The following is a 25641-nucleotide window of genomic DNA, read 5'->3' as shown; positions in this document are numbered from 1 at the left end:
AGCTGGGGTTTGAACTCGCAAAACATTTGCTTAATTAAGTTAAATAATTCTTTAGTAAATCTAATACTTTTTCAGCTGTTTTTCCATCACCAAATACAGGTGTATAAGAAGGAGCAACTTGCTTCTGTACCGCCTCAACTATTTTATCCGTATCTGTTCCAGTTAAAATATTTGCATCCTCTATAAGTGTTTCTACCCATTCCGTTTGGTCACGAACTGTAACACAAGGAACTTCTGCAAAATACGCTTCTTTTTGTACTCCACCAGAATCGGTAACAATTTTCTTAGCATTCATCTCTAAAGCAAGCATATCTAAATAACCTACTGGTTCAATTACTTGTAAATTAGGAATCTGATCCAACTGGAATCCATAATCCTCTAGCTTTTTCTTCGTACGTGGATGGATTGGCCATACTTTATTGTCAGGAATTTGACTAAATGCATCTAATATAGATTTCATACGATCTACATCATCTGTGTTTTCAGCGCGATGAATCGTGATTAATAAATAGTCTTTCACATTTAAGTTTTCACGTTCTAAAATAGTCGAAGTTGATTCCACTAATGTTTTATTGTATAAAACTGCGTCATACATAACATCTCCAATATTATAAACGCCATCCGTAATATGTTCGTTTGTTAAGTTTTGGATAGCTGTCTCCGTTGGGCAAAGAAGTAAGCTTGATACATGGTCCGTTAAAATACGGTTTACTTCTTCCGGCATTTTCTTATTGAAACTTCTTAGACCAGCTTCGATATGAACGATTGGAATATGAAGTTTTGCAGCAGCCAGTGCACCTGCTAGCGTAGAGTTAGTATCACCGTAAACAAGCACAAAATTCGGTTGTTCTGTTAAAATAATATCTTCGATTTTTGCTAACATTTCACCAGTTTGTTTTCCGTGATTTCCTGAACCGATTCCTAAATGATAATCTGGTTTCGGGATATTCAATTCCTCGAAAAAGATATCAGACATATTCGCATCATAATGCTGTCCAGTATGGACGATCAGTTCCGTTACTTCTTCACGAATCACTCGTGAAACTGCAGCAGCTTTTATAAATTGAGGTCTTGCTCCTAATATTGTTAGAACTTTCATTTCGTAATCTCCTTCATCATATGAATCATATCTTTCGCAATAAAAGAGTTAATATTATATGGATGTTCATATTTATTGCCGTTTCTTTTAAAGGAAAGTGCTTGTGTATATTGTTTATATGTTGGATAGATTCCATACCATTCCATCGGTTCATCATAATATTGTCGATACAATTTTCGCTTACGATAAATTTTCCGTAAAAGCGGATACAACATACCATATTTATTTCTCAATGAATTTTCTGGACCAGGCTTTTGTGGTAATGGATAAAAGCTCGGATACATTTTATGCAGTGTATAATCATACAAGTATTTTTTATACTTTAAGTCCGCTGGTATTTTACTGAAAAAGTAGATTAGTCGATCGTCCCATAACGGCATCGACCAATCTTGATCGAAATATTCATACACTCGAACTGAGTTTATGATGAATTTAGCTTGTCTTTCTTTCCAGTTCCATTCGTCTATAATCGATGTCACTCGTTCATTTGTCAATTTTGTATAAGCTGATACATCCTTTGTTACCGATCTACCGATATCGCTCGTTGTATGACTTAGACCATTTGCTAACTGCCATAAACGGAAATGCTTCGGAATAATAAAATCTACTACTTCCTTCGTCGTAAATTCTTTATCAAGTATCGCTTCATACGGTAAATGACTTCCACCTAAAAAATCTAGAGAATGTCCTGGTATAAATACAGCGCTTTTCAATCCTTCTTCTTCTACTAATAATTTAGTGCTTGGGAAGTCTTGCAAATGCGCCACAGAAGTTCCATTACTAGCATAAATTACATAGTCTTTCCAAAGTTTTGATTTATACATGCTTTCCCACATTGACTTATCGTAAGCAAAGTATTTCCACTTCAATCCTAAACGATCAGCAATTTCTTTACTTACAGTTGCTTCTCCATTACCTGGTCTACCATACGTAAAAGTAACAATAGAGTCAGAAAGCCCTCTATCTTTTAATAATAGAGCAATAATACGAGAATCATATCCACCACTTAAAGGAAGGACAATTTTTCGTCCTTCTAGTCTCACTACTAAGTCATCAAACACTTCGTTTAAAATATGAGCAAGTTCCTCTGCAAAAGCGTCGATGGAGTCTTGTTCTTTTTCAACTACATACGAATAATATAAATGCTTGGATGCTCGCTCATTTAAATGAACAATAGATGCAACTTCAAGTTGAGACCAATTCTGAAATAATGTTTTTTCACCTGCAACAAAGCCTGCTAATAAAAGTTCTTCTTCTGCATCTTTTCGAATCGACATAGTAGAATTTGGTTCAAGGTGATCTTGTACAATCCAAGCATTAGATTCACTCAACGTATAAAATAATGGAATAGATCTTTTCTTATCTGTAACTAAAACTATCTCATTGTTAGTTTGTAATATGAGGGCAAATTCTCCATTCCAAGCCGCAACCTCAGCCGGAGTTGCTCCTTCATATATATTTGCAAAGTTTTCATGGGTGACATATTGATTTTTATAGTAAAAATAACCTCTAAAAAACCCTTCATACCCCACGCCTTTTATAGGATAAAAATCTTTATGCCTAAGGTTAGTTATACAATTGTTCGCCATGTCTTATCCCTCATTACTTTCTCTTTACTAAATACCTATCCATCCGAACTAGTAGAATTAGGATAATAAAGACAATCCATACACCTAATATTAACCAGTAATTTAAATCATGTAATTGAATATAGACGATGCTTAGAGTAGCACCGATTAACCAAAAAATTGTCCATGCCATTTTAAAGCCAGAGAAAGGCACATAGTAAAGCTTCTGGCTTTTGCGGAACACGATAAATAAAGCTAAACAATATGCTCCAACATACGAAATAACTGTTCCCCATATAGAAAATATCGGCACGAATATAAAATTTAATATTAGCGAGACAATTGCAGCTATTCCAAATGCTATAGAAATATGTTTTGTCTGTTTAGTGTAAAATATCCCTGTTGAGACAATCATATAATAAAAACTTAAAAATGTAGCGATAGAAATTGGTGCTACATATTGAAACGCAATTCTAAATTGTTCTGGCATAACCAAAATGATCCATGGCATAGCTGTAGCTAACAGTAAAACTCCAAAACTACCTATCAGTAAGAAAGCTGCATACAAAGTAGAAAATAACTTTGGACTACTTTCTTTATCTTTTAAAGACATTGAAAATGGTCTCCAAGCTAGTTGAATTCCACTTGTCAATAAAGTAATGAATGTAGCAAATTTAATGGCTGTACCGTAAATACCAACATCTGATATGGTTGCATATGCTGTTAAAAAATAATTATTTGCATTTGCGATTATCCAAAAAGCTAAAGATGCAGGAACCAATGGAGCAGCATAAATTAATATCTTCTTTAAAATACTCCAATCAAATAAAGGGCGTAAGTATACCTTTACTGGTCTTATTAAGACTAAGACAATGATTCCTACACTTACTAATCGTGCTACTAGTATACCTTCAAGTGAAGTCCAAACGAACATTAAGAAAATAATGGAAACAATGGCTATCAAAAGCATCTTTCCAACAGTTGTAGCTACCACTCTCTTAGTATGAAATTCATATCTTAAAATCGTTAATACTAGAGTTACTATAGTATCAAGACAAAGTGTACCGAGTGCAATGTAGAATAATTGAGAGTATCCACTAGAGTCTAATAATATTGAAGAAAGCCAATCTCCGCCAATCAAAAATACGACGAATAACAAGATAACCATCGATAATCGGAAAGTCATAACGGATCGAACATACTTTTCGCGTGTTTCTTTATCTTTATACTCAAAATAATAATATGCTAGGGCTGAATCAGTCCCAAAAATCACTAAGAAAGTCAGCATGGATACATTGGTATCAACAAGCTGAAGCAAACCTATTTGCGATGTATCATTTAAATAATGGGCATATAAAGGAAACAATATAAACGCTATTAGCTTTGTTCCTACATTCATAAATGCGTAAAGGAGCGAATCCGCTCCTAAACGTTTTAGCTGAGAAAACACTTAAAGAAGTTCCTCCTCAGGTACATTTTTCAAGAATTTTGCAGGGAACCCTTTAATCACAGTTTTTTCCTCTGTATCTTTTGTTACAATCGCACCAGCTGCCACAAAGGTTTCTTCCGCAACTGTAATGCCTGGAAGAATGATAGAAGCTCCTCCAACACGAGCTCCTCTTTTTACTATCGCACCTTTGATTTTATCAAAACGAGCTTCAGTTCTTCCCATAAAGTTATCATTCGTCGTTGTCACGCAAGGTGCAATGAAAACATGATCTTCTAGAGTAGAATGTGCAGTAATGTAAGAGTTCGACTGAATTTTCGTGCGGTCACCAATCGTTACAAAGTTTTCTACTGTAACGTTTCGACCAATTATAACGAAAGAACCAACTTCTACATCTTCACGCACTGTTGCCAAGTCAGCGATTAATGTACTTTCCCCAATAATCGCTCCTCTATAAATAATTGTATTTGCTCCAATCGTACATTCTCTTCCAAGTTGTAGTGGAGGAATTTCTTTTGTAATCTGCATTGTACTTGTTTTTGCAGGTTTTGGTTGTTTACCAACTACTGCTCCATCATCAATCGTCGTACCGTCACCAATAATCGTACCCGCATGAATTGTTACACGATTACCTATGCGAACATTGTTCCCAATTTTCGCTCCTTCTTCAATTACTGAAAAATATCCAACTGTAGTGTTTTCTCCTAATTCAGCAGTTTCATGTATAAAATTCATTTTTGCAGCCCCCTTATAGTTTGATATAACGATTTGGAGTTTCAATACCTTTAAATGCATTACGCGTATCAAAAATTACTTTTGATCTTTGAGCGATATTTGCATAGTCAAATGCAGTATGGTCAGTTGCCAAGATAACGATATCAGCTTCATCCAATAATTCATCCGTTAGTTCAGATGTTTCTAGTGTTTCACCATTAACTCTGAATTTATCAACATGAGGGTCAAATGTTTTGAACTCTGCACCATGATGTAGAAGTAATTCAACTAATTTTAATGATGGAGATTCACGCATATCATCAATGTCTTTCTTATAAGCTACACCTAGTAAAAGTACTTTTGCGTTACGAAGTGCTTTACCTTCGTCATTTAAAATTTGCATCGCACGTGTAATAACATAATCAGGCATTGAGTTGTTAATTTCTCCAGCAAGCTCGATTAATCTCGTATGGTAGTTATACTCTCTTGCTTTCCATGTTAGGTAAAATGGATCGATTGGAATACAGTGGCCACCTAGACCTGGACCTGGATAAAATGCCATAAAGCCATATGGTTTCGTTTTCGCTGCATCGATTACTTCCCATACATCAATCCCCATTTTTTCACATAGAACAGCCATTTCATTAGCAAGTGCGATATTAATATGACGGAAAGTATTTTCAAAAATCTTTTCCATTTCAGCAATTGCCGGGCTTGATACTTTGTGCACGTCACCATCTAAAACACTGCTATAAAGTGCAGCTGCAACATTTGTACATTTTTCTGTAATACCACCAACTACTTTTGGTGTATTTTTCGTATTAAAGCTTTTATTACCTGGATCGATACGTTCTGGAGAGTATGCGATGAAGATATCTTCTCCTACTGTAAATCCTTTATCTTCTAATGCTTTTCTAATAATTTCTTCTGTCGTACCTGGGTATGTTGTAGACTCTAACACAACTAAAGTACCTTTTTTTGCATATTTTGCAATTTCATTTACAGAGCTTTCTACGTAAGATGTATCCGGTTGTTGATAAATATCTAATGGTGTTGGAACGCATATTGCAACTGCATCCACCGCACTAATCGAACCGTAGTCAGAAGATGCATTTAAATGTCCTGATTCTACCATTTCTTTTAAATCATTATCTACTACGTCACCAATGTAGTTAATACCTTCGTTTACTTGTTGAACTTTAGATTCTTGAACGTCAAAACCAATAACAGTGTAACCTGCTTTTGCTTTTTCTACCGCAAGTGGTAATCCAACATAACCTAATCCAACAACACCAATTACTGCAGTGTGGTTTTCAATTTTTGCTAATAATTCATTATAATATGTAGACATGATTGTCTCTCCTTTATTTATGGATAAGAAAGTATAAACTTTTCTATTTAGTTACTTACTAGCCCGTGGCTTCTTAAGCTTTCTTTTATGAGAATGAAATGCGTTTCCCTGTCTCAGACGATTCGATAATTGCTTCGATTAGTCGAACTGGATTATAACCATCTATTCCACTTACTGCTGGCTCTCGATTTTCAATAATCGCTGAAACCATATCTTCAATAATACAGTCATGTCCTTTTTTACCCCAAGGATCATTTTGAATGTTAGCTTTCAATGCTTCTACTTCCTCTTCTGCATATCCTTCTACATCCCATGTTTCAACGAATAATGCATTTTTCCCACCTATTTTTACACTTGCAGTTTCACCGAAAATAGACAAAGATTCTTCTAAGTTTTGAGGGTAAATTGTTGTTACCGCTTCTACAACTCCAAGTGCACCACTTTCAAACTCGATGAGGGCAGTTGCAACGTCTTCTGTTTCGATCTTGCGGAATCTTGTTGTTACCATACCTTGAACTGATTTCACTGGTCCCATAAACCATAAAAGTAAGTCTAAATTATGTATTGCTTGATTCATCAATACACCACCATCGAACTTTTTAGTTCCTCTCCAAGGTGCTTGGTCGTAATATTCTTGTCCTCTATTCCATCGTACCGTTGCATTCGCATGGCTTAATTTACCGAATTTCCCTGCATCCATCAATTTACGAACTTCCATGATTGCTGGACGATATCTATTCGGATGTACGATAGCAAGTTTAACGCCTTCTTCTTTTGCTACTTCCATCATTTCTTTTGCATCTGAAGAATGTAATGCCATTGGTTTCTCTGTAATAATATGTTTCTTATGCTTCGCCACAATTTTAGTTAATGTTGCATGTAGACCTGACGGTACGCAGATATTAACGACATCAATTTGTGGGTTTTCTGTAAGCATTTTTTCTAAATCCGTGTATTTTAAAACAGTTTCATCATCTATTACTAATCTCTCCGGGTTTGTATCACAAATCGCAAATAAATTTGCGCCTTTTGTATTGCGAATAGCAGCTATATGTTTATCTGCGATGAAACCCATACCTACAATTGCAAATTGAATCATGCTCTTTTACTCCCTCTTGCCTCTAAAATATATTTCCATAAAGATAAAATAAAGATAGTCAATAAAATCCCGAAAATTAGTCCAGCAATTGTAGCTTCTAATCCGTAAGATTTTGTTTTCACGACATACGAAGTAGCTAATTCAGGTTGTTCGAATACAAGAATATCATTACGAACTCGTTGTACAGTAGCCATTCCATTCGTTAATTCTTGTTCTGCTTGAAGTAATAAACTAGAGAGATTATTTGCTTCTGCTAAGTTCGTTGTGTTTTCCAGAGCAGCTTTATAACTTGGAATAGTTTGTTCTAAGTTTTTAACACGAATATCTTGAGCTACAGCATAAGTTTCCGTACCTTCAATTATCTTATTACTTTGTGCCATTAATGCATCCAATAACTGGTCATTGAATTGATTCAGTTCTTTTGTCACTTCTTCTTCATTATTGCCATAAGTTTCTGTTTTAATATAACTTCTTGTCGGAACAAATACTTCTGATTTTCCTGTGAAATGCTTACCGTATTTCGTCATAATATTATCTGGATTTGTTAGTGCCTCCAGTTTAACGGACCCTGTAAATATAGTACTTTTCCCTACGTAATCACCATCTTTAGGGATTAACATAGATCCTACATAGCCTAGTAACGCTAGCACTAATGGAATAATAATAAACCAAATCTTTTTCTTCCAAAAGAACTCTAATGAATCATATAAACGATAATTTTTATTTTCCGTCATTACACTTCTCCTTCAAAAACTTCTTATTACAGGCATGTAGAGGGAAACGTATAATTACGTCTCCCTCTACCATTTGACCATTTCATTATTTTCTAGCAAAAAATTCAGCAATTTTCTCTACAACATATTGTTGTTGTTCTTCTTTTAGTTCTGGGAACATTGGTAAAGAAAGTGCTTCATTTGCAGCTTTTTCTGCTTTAGGGAAATCCCCTTTTTTATACCCTAAGCTTTCAAAAACAGGTTGAAGATGCAATGGTAGTGGGTAATAAATCATTGTTGCAACACCATTTTCATTTAAGTAAGATTGTAATTCATCACGACGCTCTGTCAAAATTGTATATTGATGGAACACATGATGATAACCTTCTACTTTAACAGGTGTTTTAACAAATTCAGATACTTTTTCGTTTAACAAACTAGTGTAGTAATCCGCATGCTTTCTACGTAACTCACTCCAAGAATCTAAATGAGGGAACTTTACATTCAACACTGCTGCTTGTAATTCGTCTAAACGACTGTTGTATCCTAATACATGGTGGTAATACTTTGGTTTACTACCATGTACTCTAATTACTCTGCTTTTCTCAGCTATATCATCATTTTTTGTAACGACCATTCCTGCGTCACCATAAGCACCTAGGTTTTTAGTAGGGAAGAAGCTATATGTAGCTGCATCTCCAAGTTGTCCTACTGAATACTCACCTTGCTTCGCACCTATTGCTTGCGCTCCATCTTCAATAACTATTAAATTATGCTTATTAGCTATTTCACGAATACGTACCATATCTGCCATTTGACCATACAAATGAACTGGAATAATAGCTTTCGTTTTGTCAGTTATATGTTTTTCAATTTCTTCAGGATCTAAATTAAATGAAACTGGATCAATATCTGCATAAACTGGTGTTGCACCTGCTCTTACAATTGCTCCTCCAGTTGCAAAAAATGTAAATGGTGTTGTAATTACTTCATCTCCAGCACCAATCCCCGCAGCTTGTAGGGCAATATGAATTGCATCACTACCATTTGCACATCCAATGCCGTGTGAAACATTGCTATACTTAGCAATATCTGCTTCCAGCTTTTTCACGTTATCTCCTAAAATGAAGCGTGAACTACTCATAACACCATCTAAAGCTTCTAATACTTCACTTTTTAAAGATGCATATTGCTCGGATAAATCTAACATAGGTACTTTCATTTCGTTTACACCAACCTATCAATGAATTAATTAATTTTTATTATGTGAAAAGCACAAATCCCCATAGTTTAATTTAATAAACTAAGTAGATACGTCAGACTGGTTTGAATACATTTTTATTCTTTCCAAGTCTAATGCTAATTGCGCTTATACCCAACTACCTTACGAAAAACAGAAATTATAGGACGATACTCATCATTTACGAGTCCGATCTTTTCTGCAATAATTTCAAATGCTATCAAGATGAAAACGAGAATAAAAATTGCCCATCTCAAAGTTAAAGTTTCAAAAGTGATAGCAGATATACTAAATATCAAACCAAAACCATATATTACTAATACAGTATCTCGATGTGATAATCCAAGAGCCAACAATCTATGATGTAAATGCGATTTATCTGCTACAGATATTGGCTTCCTATTAACAAGTCTACGTATGATCGCAAACGAAGTATCGAATATTGGTACACCTAAAATCATCACTGGTACTACAAAGCTAAACAATGTAACACTTTTGTACAAACCTAACAGTGATAATATCGCAATCGAATATCCTAAAAACATGGATCCTGTATCCCCCATAAAAATTTTCGCGGGGTAGAAATTATGAAATAGGAATCCAAGTGTACTACCAAGTAATATTAAAGAAAGCGTTAGTATTAACATTTTGTCTGCTGAAAATGCTAGAAATGCAATACTTGCAAATACGATAGATGAGATACCGGCAGATAGCCCATCCAAACCATCTATTAGGTTAATCGCATTTGTAATCGCTAGAATCCAAAATAACGTTACAACGTATGAAAATATCCCAAGATCGAATACGCCTAAGAATGGAATATTCAACACTTCAATCGTTAGACCACTCCCCATTACTGCACAAGCAGCAAGGATTTGACCCAACAATTTTATTTTCGCAGAAATTTCATACTTATCATCTATTATTCCCAAAACAATGATAATCAATGCACCAACCATTATTCCGGTGATTTTTGCTTCATATAATCCTGCTACGAAATAACCTACTGTTACCGCAATAAAAATTGCAAGTCCACCTAATCTAGGCATCACATTTTGATGAACCTTTCGTTTAGAAGGTTTATCGACAGCTCCTATTTTATGTGCCAGTTTAATAACTAGTGGAGTAACAGCAATTGCCGTTACCATAGATATGATAAAAGCAAGAAGTAATTTTATATCCAAAAATATCACCCTTGTCTTTTTATTTAAATTTCATTAATCTTTTGTTCTTCATCCAATAGACGTATTAGCAACATGAAAGTTTCCTCAAGTAATGATTATACTATAAAAATAGCTATGTAACCAAGTTTAATATAAATAAAGAAAAGACTGAACTTTCGCTTCATTATAGCGTAGTTCAGCCTTTTTTATTCTTTACAACAAAGAAATTATTACTTTTTACTTAGTAAATAACTGCCAATCCTATGAAAAATTTGGCCAGTTAACTTGAACTTCATCTCCGTCAATTTGTTCAAGTGTTCGATATTTGAAAGGTAGTAGCTCATCTAATTGCATTTCTTCCATTGCTTTTTCAAGAGGTAATAATTGAAAATTATCATCCTCTTCTATAATTAAATACGCTCCAACAACCTTCCCTTTTTCTTTCGTATTAATTCGGATAAAAGCCGGGAAAAATAATTCATTATTTGATTGAATAATAGAAGAAGCAAGTATAATATCTTTTCCATCAGAAACTACATTGTCTTGATCAATTTTATCAAAAACTTTTAATGCCCAAGCTTGACGTTTATAATATCCTATTACTTTTGGGGCATATTCTTCTACTGAAGAACTAGGTGAATGAATATTCCCTTTATTTTTCTCTTCCGAAGTCATGTACTTCCCTCCACAGTTACCAAAAATCCATACTGATTACGTTATCACACAACAAAAATGTTCGCAACAACTATTACTTTTTACTTAAGGATGAAATACACTAAGGCGTATTTCATCCTACTAATCTAAGTGATTGTAATAGCAGAAAGTTTAGCCTTATTCATCAGGCTTTTTACGCTCTAATTAAGGACGATTCCAATAGTATTCATCTCATCACTAAGGAGATGCCCTCCGTTGAATAAGATTAATCTTTGTAAATTGCTTGTATATCATCAATGATTATTTCACCATTAGATTTCTTAGCATTTTCTGTTTGCATATATCGTACAGGTAGATCCATTTTCAATGGATACGACAAGCCAGTCGGAACAACTGTTTCTACAAATCTCCAATCGGTCCAATCGACATTTTTACTGAAATCTAGCTGAATTATCTTTCCAGTTGAATCCGTTACTTGTGATCTTAACCAGTTACCTTTGCCATCACCTTTTACCCACATACCAATCTTTTTAGGTGGGACACTGATTGTCAAACTAGTTTTAGCATTTACATACGCACCAGAAGTACCAGTTGTATTCATAAAATCGTATACTAGTTTAATAGCCTTCGTACCGTCTCTATCATTCTTCGCTTCCTGTACAGAGACGGAATTTACTCTATCTCCAGAAGCTTCATAGTTTAATATACCTTTATTAAAAGATTCTAATATAGTAGGAGCAACATCTCCAACAATAACTGGAATAATTATAGATTTAGAACCGTATTTAACGTTAATTGTTCCAATACCATCTTTATTTTGAGCGGTAAATTTCCCATTTGGTTGAATTGTCCCAGCATTCGTTGACCAACTAAAAGCAGAAGCATCCGTTAAAACGGCTTGTCCATTTTTCATCCCTTTTGCTGAAAGTTGGATTGTCTGACCCTTTTGGACTTGTAAATAGCTTTCAGAAGGGACAATACTATCTAGTGTATTTGTTACTTTTATTTTGAGATTCGTTGTTTTCCCATCATAAGTTACTACTCCTGCATAAGTTCCTGGTTCAGCTGATACTACTTGTTTTCCTCCACTTGAAACTAGTACAGAAGAGGTAACTTTTCCGTTTCCAGAAACAGCTACTGGATTCATGTATTGATCGATTCCTTTCACCGGAACCGAAACATTCGAATAAGTAGCACCTTGGAACAATTCTAATACATTTGATGACGGTGCTATCGTGTATAATGCACCTGTTTTATATTTACTTACAAATAATAATGTATTAGAAACAGAACGCTCATATCCATCTGAAGGGCGATTAACAACAGACACCTTGTTATTTCCTAGTTCTCTAGTAACTAAAGTAGAAGAACCACCGCCATCAAATGTCATAGCATAGTTAGCCCCTAAATCTTTCATTAGTTTAGCAGTATTTTGTAAAGTCAAACCCTTACTAACGCTAGTTCTTCCATCGATTACTGCAGTAAAGAGACTACCGTCTTTTCTAACTCCTACTGCTGTACGAGGAGCAACGCCCGCAACATTAATCGTTTGAATCGTACCATTTTTCACTAAATGATATCGTCCACTAACTGCCTCTTTCACATCGTTCCATTCAGCAGGAGCAAAGCTAGTTTTGATTTCGATTTTGTCTCCAACTTGTACAGTTTGTAGAAATTGGCTAGCAAAATTATGACCAGATAAAACGATTTCATCTCTATTTAACGTAGCATTTCCTACACCCGTTACGTTATCCACAACAGTTCCTATTAAAGTTTCTGCACCATTTAGCTTTCCTGATTCCACTTTCACCCGAACTTCAGTACCAAGGTCATTAGTATTCGTAGTTGGCGCAAAATCTCTCGTATAAAGTACTAAATGATTGGCTGATCTCTTTCTATTAACCGAATTAATAGCATACGATTGTTGACCATTAACAGATAAATTCATAGAAACTTGAGGTGCACCTATAATTGCTTTTCCATTTGTTGTAATACCTAGAACCGCTAATTCATTTAGAGCAGTTTGAGGAGTTGATACGATGGATCCACCAATCATCATTAAGTCAATTGGTTGTCCTTGTTTATCAAAATAATCAGCATTTACTCCTCCGACAACATGATAAGAATCATTTTGCGGTACACTATTCGCTTGAGATGAAGTTGTTTCTAATCCAATAATTTGATCTTTAGCTAACTCTGTTTTCATCTCAATATTGGCAGTTTTACCGTCATAATCGATTGTAAATAGTTTTTGAGGACCATTTGTGGAATCGATATCAATTACTTTTTTTCGTACTCCTGGAGCAATTTGTGTAATTGATTGACTTAAAACTTTACCAATTGTCAAACCTGGCGTTGATTCTGTCGGAAATAATTGTGACGAATTATTTCCTCCTGGATTTGACCCTTGTGCATTTGCTAGTTCTTGTAATTTCGCTTTAGATGGTGTTTTATATTCAACGTATCCAGCCATTTTCGTAATGTACATATTACCACCAAGTCCATATTGACCACCGTATAAATCATCATAGCGATACACTCGATATTGTTCACCTGGTTTAAGTACTCTTTCAAACACTAACCCTTTTGATGTACGTTTCCACAAATTTATTGGTTTTATTACTTTTATTTTACCGACTTGTCCAGGAACCATTAAAATGCCGTCCCAATATACTTTAGTCGTTTGTGCCTCTACTTGATTTGGTTGAAATAACGCGCCAGTGACTATTGCAAATATGACGAAAAGGTAGAGCAATTTTTGTTTCATCTAATTTGTATTCTCCTTTATTTCCCCTGAGCCTCTATTATTGCTGCTCTTCTTTTTTTGGACGATTTTGTTCAATCGTATATCTCCATAAGTTACTTCCATCGTAATAGTACAGATTTCCATTTAAATCTTTTTCAAGACCATAAACCCCTTTGTCTTTTAACCATTCAACTTCTAAGTTATCTTTAGTCACTCTAAATAATTTTCCTTCTACACTTCCGTAAATATAGCCATCGTCACCTTCTAAAATTTGTGCATTCCGGAATCTTCCTGAGATTAGTGGCAATAATTCAACAGATTTAATATCTGTGTTTTCATCCGTATAAACGAATAGCTTTCCATCTGCCATACCCCAAACTTTATTATCTTTATCTACTATAAGACTTGTAATCATGCTTGAATCGAAAGGTAGATTTATATACTTTTTATCTTCTGGATTGTATCTATTAAAATAGAATAATCTTGCACCCCTTGGATTCACTTGTTGATTTGCATGAATCGAAGTTCCTCCAAATACTTCTGTTCCTCTACTTACTAGAGAGACAATACTTTGGTTATAAATATAGTTTTCGAATATTTCCATTTCCTCAGTTTCAGTATTATAGAAAGCTAATGCCCCACCACCAACACTTGCATCTGGCAATGTCCCAAAAACTATTTCTTTTCCTTCTTTGTAAGGTGCAACAGCTGTAGTTCTTTCTTGACCATATTGGTTCATTCGAATTACTTCTTTAGGATTTTCCAATTCCCATGGTTTCGAACGATCATAAACTAGTAATCTAGCTAACGGATAAGCCCCTATATATAATTTATTGTTTATATCAAACATCGATTCAATTTGACTAATGTTTCGATATAATTCTTTATTTCCTGTTGCAACATCATAAACTCCCAATCCACCCGACATATAACCATTTGCAAAGATTTTAGTACCATCTGAGCTAGAAGCTAATGTATACAACTCTACCGGTTGCTCGGGTAACTCAAATTGAAGATGTTGAATTTCATTCGTTTGAGGATTGTATTCAAATAATTGCCCTAGATTATCGACCATTCCTGTTAAGACCCATTCTTTCGGTTCTTCTACAATCGGCTCTTCCTCTACAACTGGCTTTTCTTCTACAATTGGTTCTCCCACAATCGGAGTTACCAGGTTAAGCTTTTCTGAATTTCCCTCTTCTTCATTTGTCTTCTCAGTTGTAACTTCTTCTGTTTCATTTGTCTCTTTCAAAATAAAGTCTAAATTGATTGCTTCTGTTCCGGTTGGTAAATATAAACCAAGCTCTGTATGCTCTTTCGTCTCAAAATCGTATTTTATTAATTGTTGTGCTTTTGTGTAGTATAAAGATTTACCATCTGGAGACACGGTAGAAACCGTTTTCGAATTCAATTCAAACTCGTCTTCAATTTTTAGTGTTTTTCTATCGAAAACTACTGCCATATTAGATGGGTATAAACGAGCTACAACGTAATCATCTGTTAATACTAAGTCTTGCGCGTATTTTTCAGACATATATTTAGGTGGCAGAAATGAAGTGAAATTTTTTGTCTTTGGCTTTTTAACTAATAAATCCATTGGTGATCCAATAGCAACAAATATTTCATCTGTTTCTTCATCTGCAACTATTGCTTTGACAAATTCTTTTCTTTTACGGATTTGCCCAAATTCTTCTATCTCTTTCGTTTCTGGATCAAAAGCTACAAGTGATCCGCCATATGCTGAGCCTGCGTATACTTTATTTCCCGAGACAATTAAGTCTTGAATAGATGTGTCACTTTTATTGGAAAAAATTGCACCGTGCTTTTCAAAAACTTCTGTGTTAGGATCATAACTATAAAGAACACTTGAAACTGATCCACCGATCCATAACTTTCCGTTTTCATCAACATCTAATCCCCATGCACTCTTTGAATCTTCTAACGTGAAAGTATGTACTATTTCTTTTGTTTCATAATCTACTATAACTAAAGCTGCTGGAGAGCCATGCATAATGTAATAAATAAAGTAATCTCCCTCTTTATTTGCAGCTATTTTAGAAGAAATAGCAGAAGATTTGAATATTAATGGCCCTAAATTTTCATAACCTTCTTGAACTATCTCTTCTTCGGGTTGTTCTTCTACAGCATCTTCTAACCATTCTTCTACATTTCCTTCAACCTCTACTACTTCTTCTACCTCTTGCACTACATCCTGATTTTTTAAGTCTTCTGCATATGCAATACTACTTATAGGTGTCGCTAACATTACTGCAACCATTGAACTATAAATTTTTTTCAAAATAAAAACTCCCTTCCATACTATTTTAACATTAACATCTATTGGTAACATTTAAAACTTATTGTTGTAATATAATTGAAATATTAGCAATTAATCTTGGAAAATGCCTGTTCATTTTTTTCGTGATATAATAGATAATGGACTTTAAAAATAGGGAGAATGAACAATGCTACAATCTATTAAGAAAATGATTTCTGGTGAAGTAATTGAACTGAAACAGCTTAAAAAGATTGTTTCCAAAATTAACTCATTGGAAGAATTATTTACAAATAAAACAGATTCAGAGCTTCAAACTTATACCATTAATTTTCGCGAACAGTTAAACAATGGAGTTTCTCCAGAGGAAATAATGATAGAGGCATTTGCAGTTGTTCGAGAAGCTTCAAAACGTGTGCTCGGAATGCGTCATTATGACTCGCAGTTGATGGGTGGTGCTGTATTAACACAATCACAAATCGCCCAAATGCAAACTGGTGAAGGGAAAACATTAGTTGCTACTCTTCCTGCATACGTGATGGCTTTGCACGGAAAAGGAACTCATGTCATTACAGCTAACGAATACTTGGCAAGCCGAGATTATGAACAAATGAAACCTTTATTTGAATTTTTAGGATTATCAATTGGATTAAACATTTCTGGTTTAGAAAGTGATGAAAAACAGGCTGCATACAATTGCGATATTACATACGGTACAGGAACAGAATTCGGTTTTGATTATTTAAGAGACCATATGGTTAAAAGTGAAGATCAGCTTGTTCAACGGCCTCTTTTCTATGCTTTAATCGACGAAGTAGATAGTATATTAATAGACGAAGCAAGAACACCATTAATTATTGCAGGCAAATCAAATGCGAGCTTGAATTTATTCCCAATAATGCAACTTGTTATCGAATCGTTTCAAGACAGCGAGGAATACAATTATTATCCTGAGACAAAACAAATTGTTTTATTGGACAAAGGTGCTGACCGATTAGAAGCTGCTTTTGGTATCAAGAATGTATATGAAAGTGAACATCGGGAATTTATGCATATAGCGATGCAAACCCTACGAGCAAAAGTAGTTATGCGCAAAGATGTAGATTATATCGTAAAAGACGATAAAATCATGATTGTGGATCCATACACTGGACGTATTATGGAAGGCAGAACATACAGTGATGGTCTTCATCAAGCAATCGAAGCGAAAGAAAAAGTTTCTTTAAAGGAAGAAAACAATACACAAGCATCTGTCATGATTCAACATTATTTTAGATTGTACAAACATGTATCGGGAATGACAGGAAGTGCAGTTCCATCTCGTGATGAATTTTGGGAAACCTATAATTTGAGAGTAACTGAAATCCCAACGAATAAACCTAATAGACGAATAGATTTAGAAACACTAGTTTATTCAACGTATGAAGATAAAATGAAAAAAATTGTAGAAGAAACAATAAAACAACATGAAATAGGTAAACCTGTTTTAATAGGTACGACTTCTATTGAACAATCTGAAAAACTTTCTTCTTATTTAAAAGAGCAACAGATTGAGCATTCTATACTTAATGCAAAAACAGAAGAAGATGAAGCTGGAATCATTTCAAAAGCAGGACAATTAAATAAAATTATGCTTGCAACGAATATGGCAGGACGAGGAACAGATATTATCCTAGGAGAAGGCGTTGCAGAGCTTGGTGGTCTACATATTATCGGCACCGAGCTTCACAGTAGTGCTCGAATTGATATGCAACTTCGCGGACGTGGCGGACGACAAGGAGACCCTGGAAGCACGCAATTTATTATTTCACTAGAAGATGAGCTATTTTACTATTATGATGAAGATGAATTTGCAAAGTATAAAGGTAAAATAAAAACAAATAGCTCTGGTTTAATCCTTTCACCAAACCCGACTAAATTCGTTTACAATGTACAAAATGTCATCGAGGGTATACATTTCTCTAGCCGATCTCATTTATTGAAGTTGGACGATATCAATAATGATCAACAAAAAGTGATGTATAACTACCGAGAAAAAGCATTAAAAGTAGAAAATATGCAATCTCTTATTGAAAATGCTTTACAAGAACGATTTTACGGTTTAGTAGAGGATATTCCTGAATTAAATAATGATGAAGTGAATAGTTCTTCTACATTATCAGAAATTGTAGATGAGATTAAAATCATGTGTATGCTAACATCTAACAATGAAATTGACTTCGCATCTTTAGATACAGAAAATAAGGATCAAGTTACAAAAAGCTTAGAAAATGTATACAATACTGCGTTAGATATTTTAACTAATACTGATCCAAATGATGATTGCTGGGAAGATATCCAATCTATTTATATCGAAGCACTAGATAGATCTTGGATTACACATCTTGATAATTTACATCATTTACGAGAAGGAATTAGTATTAGAGGATATTCGCAAGAGGATCCGTATCGATTATACTCTTTCGACGCACTTCATTTATTCAATGTAATGCTTCATTCGTTCTTTAGGGATGTCATTCGATACTATTTACAAGTAAAAGCAACAAAAAATGAACAATAGAAAAAGCGCAAGGCGCCCTTTAAACATGTCCTTCTCTGATGTTTTCCGAAGCTTACCGCTTACGCTTTCCGCGGGCGAAGAATTTAGCCTCCTCGTCGCGCTTACGCACTCCTGCGGGGTCTAAATTACTCCGTTTTCCCGCAGGAGTCGAGCGGACGCTTCTCCAAACAACAGATAATAAATTTGATTATTCATCCACCGATTAGATATAAATAGTTAAAATAAATGATACGAACTATTGTATAATATTAGCTTTTTATTATTTTACAACGAATGGATGTAGTGAAAAGCGGCGATTCCTGCTGGATAAGCGTTAGTCGAAGACCCCACAGCGTAGCGAGGAGGCTGAGGCCACGCCAGCGGAAAGCGTCCGCTTGTAACGGAATCATTGAACCTAGGTACATGATTATTACTGATTCATGACATACCTAGTTTTTATAATTTCTTATTCTTTAAAAAAGGTCAGTACAATGGATTTTCCAAAGTACTGACCTTTTTATATTATAAAGTTTGTGGAATCATTTCTATTTTCCAAGAGCTGAAATCTGGATTTTCTTTCATAAATACTTCTTTTGAGAAAGATAGACTAATTGGACGAGCTTGTTTAGAATCAATTTGGAATTGTCCAATTGGGAACCCAAGCTTGCATACTAAATCTCCTGCCGCATCAAATAACTGAATCGGTAAATTTTCAATCGTAAGCGCTTGCGAGAAAGCATTTCTAATAATAATATAAACATTTACTGCATCATCTGTTTCGTGGAAATGAAAACCAACAATTGATATTTCATTCACTTTAATAGGTTCCAATGACGAAACTAAATTATGTACATAACCTTTTTGATCTTCTGTCAGTCCATTCGACCAGTTTTCGTCTAAGTACAATTCGAAATCCTTCACTACTTTTTCATAGTATTCGAACACCATTTCGAAGTCCATTTCATTTTCAATTTCATCATGCGAAACTAGTAAATCCGCCTCTTCAAATAAAAACTTCCACGGTCTTGCTGTACATGGCTCTAGCTCTCCAAACAGTTGCATATCAAATTGTTTTTTTGCTAATTCTTTTCCTTCTTTATCTTTTACTATTAACACAACTTGCTCCAAAAGTAATTTTTTTGGTAAAGAATGTCTTAATATAGCTGTAACTACAATTCCCGCATCTACTTTATACAGTTTAACACCATGAACATGAAGTTGATTTGCCTCTAAATCTTCTAACTGTTGGTGAAAAAACTGGTAAATATATTTCTCTTGTGCAGGTATCTCCCAATCTGTTGAAAAATCTATTTCTGTTTTATATGTTTTAGTTAAATTTGTCATTCTTAAAGTCCTTCCTTTTAATAGAAATATATATTTAGTATAACACAACAAAACGCTCAACCAAATTTTCATACGGTTAAGCGTTTCATCTCATTTATTTTCACTAAAAATTTGATCTAATCTTTCTTCTAGCTCTTCTTTTATAGATTCATAACCAGGCTTATTTAGAAGAGCAAATATATTGTTTTTGTACGATTCCACACCTGGCTGATCAAATGGATTTACTCCAGATAAATAAGCACTCATTGCACAAGCTTTCTGGAAAAAATACAGTAAGTAACCTAGATGGTATTCATCTAACTGATTCATTTCCACTTGGATAACCGGTACTTCTCCATCGTAGTGAGCTAAAATTGTGCTATTTTTTGCTATCGTGTTCATATCATGAAATGTCTTATTTTCTAGAAAATTTAATTGGTCAAAATTATTATCTACATATTTAAGTGTGTGGTCCTCTTTTTGGTTGCGGATATGCAAAATTGTTTCAAAAATTTGACGTTTACCTGCTTGAACATATTGACCGATGGAGTGCAAGTCAGTTGTATATGTAACGGATACTGGAAAGATACCCTTTCCATCCTTTCCTTCACTTTCCCCGAAAAGCTGCTTCCACCATTCAAATACATTTCGTAAAGATGGTTCAAAAGAAGCCATTATTTCTAGAATATATCCCTTTTTTTCAAGCAAATATCTTGATAATGCATATTCATATGCTTCATTTTCTTTAAAATTCGAAATCATTAAATCATTTGTTGCTTGTTTGGCACCATCTAATAATGCTTTAATATCAATTTCGCCGACAGCTAGTGGAAATAAACCTACTGGGGTTAATACAGAAAAGCGTCCACCAACATCTGCAGGAACTTCAAAACTTCTAAACCCTTCCTCTTTTGCAAGCTTTCTCAATAATCCATTTGTAGGGTCAGTCGTTAAAATAATTCTATTTTTCATTTCTTCGCCATAACGTTTTTCCATATAGGATTTAATTACACGGAATGATATCGCTGGTTCGAGAGTAGTACCTGACTTAGAAATTACATTTACGTAAACTTCGCGATTTTCTATATATTGAAGTAATTGATTGATATAAGCTCCACTCATATTTTGACCAGCGTAAATTACTTCAGTTTTATCAGTTTGTTTGCTGAAATAGGGAGATAATGCGTCTTGAACTGCTTTTGCCCCTAAGTATGAGCCACCAATTCCAATAACAATTAATACTGCGGATTTGTCTCGTATCTCGTTAGCGACAGAAAGGATGCGATCTACTTCTTCTCTGTTTTGCTTTAACGCTAAGTCAATCCAGCCTATTGCTCCCTTATCTTTACTAGTACTAGCGTGCATCTCTTCATGTATATTACTAATAATTTCTGCATATTTAAATTTTTCATCTTCATTAATAAACTTCGATAATAATGAAAAGTTTAGTGAGAAGGCTTGTTCTGTAACAGTCAATTGGATTTCCTCCTGAAAGCTTCATATTCATCCATCTTACTATACTATCACATTTCGACAGTATTTTCCTCTAATCGAAAGTCCTACAACAAAAGTAAGAATAGTAATAAAAGTTTTCTTACTGTTTTCTAGAGGAGAAATTATTTATTGTCCAATTATTAATGAAGATTGTCCAACTTCTGGCGGTTATTGTCCAACTTCTACTAAAGATTGTCCATCTTTCGGCATCCATTGTCCAACTTCTCACAAAGATTGTCCAATCTAACTAAAATCGTTCTATTTAGAATGGATCCTAAACCTTTTTATTTGCAAAAAAGTTTGCAACGATTGCTCCTAAAGTTAAATTGACGACCATATTTGCTACTGCAGGAACTGCAGCTAATGAGCTAACATGTTCCATCGCTAGAGTTGCAGCTAGTGCTGTATTACAAATTCCTGTGTGAAACAAAATGGCACGCGCATATTGTTCAGGAACCTTCCACCACCTTGCCCCCCAATAACCTACTAGCATAGGAATAGAAACTTGGAAAAAAACTGCTACAAAAATAATAGGTAACTCAGATAAATTATTTTTTAGTGAACTTTGAGCACTCGAAATAACTGATAAAACTACAATAAATAGTGCAATTTGGGAAAGTACTGCTGTATATGGTTTAACTACTTCGATCCTTTTTGAAAACTTCCATTGTAGTAAGAGCCCTAAGAACAATGGAAGAAACACAATATAGATAATATTTAAAAACAATGGCCAAAATGCGATAGGAATCAGTTTTCCGGCAAAAAATTGAACTAATGAAGATGTAAGAAGCGGAGAAATAATCGTGTCCATTGTCGCCATTGTTATACTTAAAGCGGCTTCTCCACCAGCTATAAACGTATATATATTTGCCGATGTCCCGCTAGGTACAGTTCCTGCTAATATAATACCGGTTGCTAATTCGGCACTATCTTTGAAAAAGATATTTGCAATGCCAATAGTTATAGCAACCATTACAGTCCATTTTAATAAAACTCCTATTAACGCAAACTTCGGATTTTTTATGACAGATATAAGTTTTTCTGTTGATAAAGACAAACCCATCAACAAAAATATCATACCTAGTCCAACTCCGGTTAAACTACGGATTGGTCGAAAAAAATCAGAAAAAAAGTAAGCAATTAAGGATAACAGGACAATCCAAAAGGGTAAGTATTTTGAAATAATGAGTGACACTATTTGAATAAACTTCATTTATTAGCCCTCCATACAACAAACCCTGTGCTTTGAATAATAGAGTTATCCAAACACAGGGTATTTCTTAACCTGATATTCTTTTGTATATATAAGCACCTTTATCCATTTTTTCTAATTCAACCTTCTCTCCTATTTGGACAGGGGTATTCACACGAGCTGTTACTTTTACGTTTGCTTCATCCAACTGAATGAGCGCAATCGTGTATGGTGCTATGTCTGCAAATTCAGCAGGTGCAATATGAATATCCGTAAAACTATATACGGATCCATTAGAAGAAACTTCCAAATATTCGAATTTTCCTTTTAAACATTTCGGGCAAACATATTTTTTAGCCATGCTATGATAGTCGCATGAATTACACTTATATACGTTCACTCAACATTCACACCCTCTCCAAAATATGCACAGTAGAATATGAGCCTGTTCCACCGAGATTTTGTGCTAAAGCCAGTCTCGGATTATCCACTTGGTTTGCTGCATTTCCACGTAACTGACGAACCAATTGATAAATTTGTGCAACGCCAGTAGCCCCAATTGGGTGCCCACGTGAAAGTAAACCTCCACTTGTATTGACAGGTTTATCTCCTGTAGATTTCGTTCTTCCTTCTTCTACCGCGATCCAACCTTCTCGCTTATTAAAAAAGCCTAACTCCTCAATCGCAATCATTTCAGTCATTGAAAAACAGTCATGAATTTCTACTACATCTATATCATCAGGTCCCACCCCTGCTTTTTCATAAGCAAGCCGACCAGATTCACGAATTGCAGGAATAGACAATAGATCCTCTGCATCTTGCATTTGAGTTGGTCCAGAAGCTTGTGCAGACGAGCGAATATGAATAGCAGATTTGTCCTTTGAAATAACAACTGCAGCTGCTCCATCCGTCATAGGAGAACAGTCAAACAAGCCTAACGGATTTGTTATCATACGTGCTTCCATAATTTCATTAAATGTAGCAGGCTTTCTAAATTGAGCTACTGGGTTATTTAATGCATGCTCCCTATTTTTCAAAGCAACCATTGCTAAATGCTTTTTAGAAGCTCCTGTCTCATAAAAATATCGATTAGCAAGCACACCGAAAAATCCTGGGAATGTTAATCCTGCATTCTTTTCATTAGAATCGTTATCCATTGCAGCATTGATTGCTTGAGTAACATCAACAGTTGAAGCGTGTTTCATCTTTTCTACACCTGCAACAAGCACCGTATTATACTCGCCACTCATTATTCCGAGAATACCTTGCCTTAATGCAATTCCTCCTGAAGCACATGCACCCTCTACTTTAGCCGTTGGAACAAATCCAAGTCCAAGTTCATTTGCTACAATAGCACCTAATATTTCTTGATTATAAATAGATCCACCCATAAAGTTCCCAACAAAAACAGCATCTACTTTTGGGTTACCTGCATCTTCTAAAGCTTGAATACAAGCATCTAACAACATATCTTTCATTGTTCGGTCTATAAATGTACCAAACTGAGTCATACCAATTCCATGTACGTAAACGTTCGTCATACGCTAACCTCCTTATGTTGGTCTCGCATTTCTCTTTTTAAAATTTTTCCATACGAACTTTTAGGTAATTCATCCACAATATAAATGGATTTAGGCTTTTTAAAGCTCGCCATATTTTCCACACATAATGCTAACAGTGCTTCTGTTGAAACAGTCTCTTTTCCGTTAGGAACGACGTATGCTACAACATTTTCTCCCCACTTTTCGTCTGGGACACCAATGACACATGTTTCTTTTACACCTGGATGTAAGTTAAGCACTTCTTCCACTTCTCGAGGATAAATATTCACTCCTCCTGAAATGATAACATCCTTTTTACGATCAACAATATGAACATATCCTTCCGGACTCTTCCATCCTAAATCACCAGTATGCAGCCATCCATCTCGCAATGTTTCATTTGTTGCTTTCTCATTATTCCAATAACCTTTCATAACAAGAGAGCCTTTACAAATAATTTCTCCTACTTCCCCGTCTTTTACCTCTTTACCTTCATCATCTACAATTTTTACGCTAACGAAAAGCCCAACTCTTCCGCATGATTCTAATCGAGTACTAAGCTCTTTCTTAGGCATCATTGTAATACACATTGGAGCTTCTACTTGTCCGTAAGTTTCAGCAAAAATAGGACCAGTTAGGTTTAATGCTTCTTCCAATTTACTAGAAGCAATTGGGGAGCCTGCCATATTAATTGACTTCAATGTAGATAGTTGGGAAGGATCGAAATTTGGATGTTGAATCATTAAATTCACCATTGTTGGTACTAAAAAAATGACTGATACGGATTCTTTCTTTAAATCATTGACAAATTCTTCTGGTTCGAACTTATTAAACACAACTTGAGTTGACCCATATAACCAAGAAACATGGGATAAGAAATTACTACCGTGTGTTAAAGGAGCAACATGACCAATAACATCGTTGTAGTCCACTTCACATACTTGCGCTAAAGATAAGGCACCGGCAATCATATTTCGATGAGATAACATAACACCTTTAGGATTACCTGTTGTACCAGATGTGTACATAATTGCAAATAAATCGTCTTCGTCCACATTTTCTAAATAATGTTTTCCTAAATAAGAATGGACTACGCTTTCATATGCCTCTCCAACAGATAATACCTCTATATTACTTCCAATCGGATTTATCAACTCTTGCTCACCAATAATTAATTTTGGAAGTGCATCATTTAACATATACTGATGCTCTCTAGGATGTAGACGGTAATTTAAAGGCACTTTGATAAGCCCTGCAAGTGATACTGCAACATCCAGTTCAATATGCTCCAAACGGTTTGGCATCAAAATTGCAATTCTATCACCCTTAACAAAACCTTTATCGTGAAAGTACGAAGAAAGCGCATGTGCTCTGTCTATCATATCTTGATAATTAAACGATCTATATTGATCTTTTACTGCCGTTTTTTGTGGATAAGCTGCAGCTGATTTCAATGCTAATTGTGCTAACGTTTCCATTTAAC

Annotated in this window: 19 protein-coding genes; 1 reads left to right on the top strand and 18 read right to left on the bottom strand. The window is 34.9% G+C overall.

Going from position 1 to position 25641, the window contains the following annotated elements; all coding sequences use genetic code 11:
- Positions 1–34: 34 nt before the first annotated feature.
- From wecB to FG384_RS03875, 12 genes are all read right to left on the bottom strand, one after another.
- Positions 35–1099 (bottom strand): non-hydrolyzing UDP-N-acetylglucosamine 2-epimerase, encoded by a 1065-nt coding sequence (gene wecB / locus FG384_RS03930; protein WP_142641256.1) that lies wholly within the window; start codon positions 1097–1099, stop codon positions 35–37.
- Positions 1096–2688, bottom strand: a complete 1593-nt coding sequence (locus FG384_RS03925; RefSeq protein WP_142641255.1) for an asparagine synthase C-terminal domain-containing protein — start codon at positions 2686–2688, stop codon at positions 1096–1098. The genes wecB and FG384_RS03925 overlap by 4 nt, the downstream gene beginning before the upstream one ends.
- Positions 2689–2701: 13 nt before the next feature.
- Positions 2702–4117, bottom strand: coding sequence for a lipopolysaccharide biosynthesis protein (locus FG384_RS03920; RefSeq protein ID WP_142641254.1), 1416 nt, complete (start codon positions 4115–4117; stop codon positions 2702–2704).
- Positions 4118–4849, bottom strand: coding sequence for an acyltransferase (locus FG384_RS03915; protein ID WP_142641253.1), 732 nt, complete (start codon positions 4847–4849; stop codon positions 4118–4120).
- 13 nt (positions 4850–4862) lie between these two features.
- Positions 4863–6179: a nucleotide sugar dehydrogenase gene (locus FG384_RS03910; protein WP_142641251.1), complete on the bottom strand. Its 1317-nt coding sequence runs from the start codon at positions 6177–6179 to the stop codon at positions 4863–4865.
- 85 nt (positions 6180–6264) lie between these two features.
- A complete protein-coding gene (locus tag FG384_RS03905) occupies positions 6265–7278 on the bottom strand; it encodes a Gfo/Idh/MocA family protein (protein ID WP_142641250.1) in 1014 nt (337 codons plus the stop codon).
- On the bottom strand, positions 7275–8012 hold the full coding sequence (locus FG384_RS03900; protein ID WP_142641248.1) for a hypothetical protein: 738 nt from the start codon (positions 8010–8012) through the stop codon (positions 7275–7277). The genes FG384_RS03905 and FG384_RS03900 overlap by 4 nt, the downstream gene beginning before the upstream one ends.
- 85 nt (positions 8013–8097) lie before the next feature.
- Entirely contained in the window at positions 8098–9213 is a 1116-nt protein-coding gene (locus FG384_RS03895; RefSeq protein WP_142641247.1) for a DegT/DnrJ/EryC1/StrS family aminotransferase, read from the bottom strand.
- 137 nt (positions 9214–9350) lie between these two features.
- Positions 9351–10415 carry a glycosyltransferase family 4 protein gene (locus tag FG384_RS03890; protein WP_142641246.1) on the bottom strand — a complete coding sequence of 355 codons (1065 nt, stop codon included), beginning with the start codon at positions 10413–10415 and terminating at the stop codon, positions 9351–9353.
- A 240-nt stretch (positions 10416–10655) separates the two neighbouring features.
- Positions 10656–11069 (bottom strand): hypothetical protein, encoded by a 414-nt coding sequence (locus FG384_RS03885; RefSeq protein WP_142641245.1) that lies wholly within the window; start codon positions 11067–11069, stop codon positions 10656–10658.
- A gap of 244 nt (positions 11070–11313) precedes the next feature.
- The gene (locus FG384_RS03880) at positions 11314–13815 is read right to left on the bottom strand and encodes a phosphodiester glycosidase family protein (RefSeq protein WP_142641244.1); all 2502 of its coding nucleotides are present in this window, start codon (positions 13813–13815) and stop codon (positions 11314–11316) included.
- Between the two features lie 37 nt (positions 13816–13852).
- On the bottom strand, positions 13853–16093 hold the full coding sequence (locus FG384_RS03875) for a hypothetical protein (protein ID WP_142641243.1): 2241 nt from the start codon (positions 16091–16093) through the stop codon (positions 13853–13855).
- 166 nt (positions 16094–16259) lie between these two features.
- Here FG384_RS03875 and secA point away from each other — a divergent pair, with 166 nt between their 5' ends.
- Complete coding sequence (gene secA / locus FG384_RS03870) at positions 16260–18629, top strand: preprotein translocase subunit SecA (protein WP_142641242.1); 2370 nt, start codon at positions 16260–16262, stop codon at positions 18627–18629.
- Positions 18630–19130: 501 nt separating this feature from the next.
- Here secA and FG384_RS03865 read toward each other — a convergent pair.
- The 6 genes from FG384_RS03865 to FG384_RS03840 form a co-directional block, all read right to left on the bottom strand.
- Complete coding sequence (locus FG384_RS03865) at positions 19131–19952, bottom strand: SLAP domain-containing protein (RefSeq protein WP_166462372.1); 822 nt, start codon at positions 19950–19952, stop codon at positions 19131–19133.
- Positions 19953–20042: 90 nt separating this feature from the next.
- The gene (locus FG384_RS03860; protein WP_142641240.1) at positions 20043–21407 is read right to left on the bottom strand and encodes a glucose-6-phosphate isomerase; all 1365 of its coding nucleotides are present in this window, start codon (positions 21405–21407) and stop codon (positions 20043–20045) included.
- Between the two features lie 292 nt (positions 21408–21699).
- Entirely contained in the window at positions 21700–22638 is a 939-nt protein-coding gene (locus FG384_RS03855; RefSeq protein ID WP_142641239.1) for a bile acid:sodium symporter family protein, read from the bottom strand.
- Between the two features lie 67 nt (positions 22639–22705).
- On the bottom strand, positions 22706–22927 hold the full coding sequence (locus FG384_RS03850) for a Zn-ribbon domain-containing OB-fold protein (protein WP_240793337.1): 222 nt from the start codon (positions 22925–22927) through the stop codon (positions 22706–22708).
- Positions 22928–23024: 97 nt separating this feature from the next.
- Complete coding sequence (locus FG384_RS03845; protein ID WP_142641238.1) at positions 23025–24158, bottom strand: thiolase C-terminal domain-containing protein; 1134 nt, start codon at positions 24156–24158, stop codon at positions 23025–23027.
- Positions 24155–25636 carry a class I adenylate-forming enzyme family protein gene (locus FG384_RS03840; protein WP_142641237.1) on the bottom strand — a complete coding sequence of 494 codons (1482 nt, stop codon included), beginning with the start codon at positions 25634–25636 and terminating at the stop codon, positions 24155–24157. Before FG384_RS03840 ends, FG384_RS03845 begins: the two co-directional genes overlap by 4 nt.
- Between the last annotated feature and the right edge of the window lie 5 nt (positions 25637–25641).

It is taken from the genome of Psychrobacillus vulpis (assembly GCF_006861825.1).
GTDB lineage: Bacteria > Bacillota > Bacilli > Bacillales_A > Planococcaceae > Psychrobacillus > Psychrobacillus vulpis.
This window is presented reverse-complemented; position numbering and strand designations above follow the sequence as displayed.